This is a genomic window from Thermostichus sp. MS-CIW-41 (genome assembly GCF_054058915.1).
Map to the genome: position 1 here is coordinate 1 of NZ_JBSSBO010000089.1, position 2674 is coordinate 2674.

General features: G+C 58.0%; 1 protein-coding gene and 1 pseudogene. Both read left to right on the top strand.

What is annotated here, in order from left to right:
* Nucleotides 1-166: pseudogene (locus tag ACVWXE_RS14305) on the top strand (IS5-like element ISSoc13 family transposase); the annotation flags it as partial.
* Between the two features lie 381 nt (nt 167-547).
* On the top strand, nt 548-2497 hold the full coding sequence (locus ACVWXE_RS14310) for an acetate--CoA ligase family protein (RefSeq protein ID WP_457490638.1): 1950 nt from the start codon (nt 548-550) through the stop codon (nt 2495-2497).
* Nucleotides 2498-2674: the final 177 nt, after the last annotated feature.

A 2674-nucleotide genomic window follows, 5' to 3' on the forward strand; every position in this document is an offset into this window, starting at 1 on the left:
GACGCAGCGGCATTATGACAAGCATCTGTATCAAGAGAGGCATTTAATCGAATGCTTTTTTCATAAGTTAAAGCAGTACCGGCATCTATGTTCTCCTTTTGACAAATTGGCCAGGAACTTCTTGAGTTTTCTCTATCTCGTCAGTGCTCTCTTTTGGCTCAAATGAAAGATCAACACAACCTAGTCCCATCGTTAGGTGATTCCGAACAAGTCTAAGTCTGAGGTATTCCTCTAGCACTGCTACAGGCAAGCACTCCCAGCCCCTTGCCCATTATGAGGAGAGGGGATCCCAGAATTGGCAAACAGTTGCACTGCAACTCGAAATAACCCCAACCCGATCAGAGGGTGGGAAGGGTTTTCCAAGTTACCAAGTTGCCTGTCAGGCAACTGTTAATTGACCAGCAAAAGGCTAGCTGGGATCCCTTGTGCTGCGAGGGCAAGCCGCCGGGGATGGGGGCCGGATCGGGAATAATGGAAGCGGCCCCAGCCGGGAGAGCTGGGTTTTCCCCGCGCTGAGGTCGTTGTTTCCCTTCTCTTGAGGCCGGTTATGGTTTTGCAGGAGGCGGCGGGCGTGCCCCGCATCAACGCGCGCGAGTCGGATGTTTTCGACATTTTCAACTTGAAGCATTATCTCGGCCCTAACCCCTATCTCAACACAGCCGCTTTCACCTTCGACTTTGCCCTTACCCAGTGCCCACAGCCGCTGCCCATCGATGTCTACCTGTCCAAGGTCTGCTTCTACTTTCCCCAGTTGCAGGAGGGATCTTATCCTTCCTACGCCCACTTGTTTGCCCGGCTGGTGACGGAGGTGAACCGGTTGCAGATGGATCTCCACTTGCAGAAGTGGAGCTGTCACCTGTTTCCAGAGTATGTGCGCATCGCGGTGCAGACCTTGCATGGCCGTACCACTCGTGCCGCGGTTTATTTTGCTTGGGATTGGCTGGAAGCCATCGCCCAAGGGGAGCCCTTCGACGTTGAAGGGGAGATGCGCCGCCTGCAGCAATTGTTTCGCGACTCGGTGTACGGCGGGCCGACGGTCTATGCCCTCTTGCGGGCTGCTCACGAACGCGGGATCCCTACCTACTACCTATGGGATGAAGGGGTGATGCAGTATGGCTATGGTCGCAACCAGGTGCGAGGGGTGGCCACCACCTTTCACTGCGACAGCCATCTCGACTCTGACTTCACCACCCGCAAAGACGATTGCAAAGCCTTTCTGGCGGCGCAAGGGTTCCCCGTGCCCCAGGGAGAGGTGGTCGCCTCTTTGGCAGAAGCTTTGCAGCAAGCGCAAGAAATCGGCTATCCGGTGGTGCTCAAGCCGGTGGCCGGCCATAAGGGGATGGGGGTGACGGCTGGCATTCAAACCCCAGAAGAACTGGCCTTTGCCTACGAGGTAGCCGTGGCAGCCCTTCCCCCTGAGGAGCCCATCCGACTGATCCTGGAAAAGCATCTGCAGGGCACCGATTTTCGCCTGTTGTGTGTGGGAGGCCGCTTTGTGGCGGCCACGGAACGACGCCCCGCCTCAGTGACGGGAGATGGCCGAAGCACCATCGGGCAGCTCATCGAGCAGGCCAACCGGGATCCCGCCCGTTGGGATACCCCCACTTCTCCCCTAGGGCCGATCCAATGGGATGAGGCAATGGAGCGCTTTCTGGCAGAGCAAGGCTTGACAGTGGACAGTGTGCTGGAACCGGGGCGGACGGTCTATCTGCGCAAGGTATCCAATCTCTCGGCGGGAGGAGTGAGCCGCGATGTCACGGCCACCGTCCATCCCGACAACGTGGTTTTGGCCCAAACCATTGCCCAGCAGTTCTCGCTGGTGTGCTTGGGCATCGATGTCATTGCCCCCAGCCTGGAGCGCTCCTGGAAGGAGGGATCCCTGGGGATCATCGAGATCAATGCTGCGCCAGGTGTGCTCATGCACCAAAAACCTGCCATTGGCGCGGGAGTGGATGTGCCGGGGGCAATCCTCGACCATCTGTTTCCCAAGACGGCCCGCATCCCGATTTTGACCTTCAACCGCCTCACCTTGGCGGAGGCGCACACCTTGGTGGAGCATATTTTGTCCCACCGCCCCAACGCATGTGTGGGATCCGTCTGTCGGGAGGGCGTGCTGCTAAACCACAGCTCTAGACCCCTGCAGGGCAGCCTCTTTCGCCAGGTGAAAACCCTGCTGCGCCATCCCCAACTGGATCTGCTTTTGGCGGAAGCCGACGAAGAGACCCTGGAGCGGGAGGGCTTGGCCTACGAAGGCAGCGATCTGGTGGTGCTGCGGGATCCCTCCGATCAAGAGCTGCAAACCCTGAAACGGGATCTCAACCCCGGCGGCGCCCTCTTCCTGCAGCGGGGATCCACCCTAACTTTGACGGTGGCGGGCCAGGCGGAGCGATTTGAATTGCCGGAGACAGACCTTCAGATGGGGATCCTGCTGCGCTCCATGACCCTGCGGATCATCTGCAGAACCATTAGCCAGATGCTGAGGAACTGGTCTGGCTGAGGGGTTTTGGATTTTCTTCAGATTCTTGTAAAAGGGTAGGCAAAACAAGGGATCCCTGCTGGGGAAAAAGGCCGGCCAGCCAGTCAGCTAGAAATCGCAGGAGCCCCGCACTGTACCCGTAGGGTCAGTGCCGGGAGGAATGCGCTTTGATGAAGTACAATGAACTTATGAGCCAAG

Excerpts from the sequence above, each read along its gene's own strand:
- ACVWXE_RS14310 (WP_457490638.1), top strand. The coding sequence starts at position 548 with ATGGTTTTGCAGGAGGCGGCGGGCGTGCCCCGCATCAACGCGCGCGAG.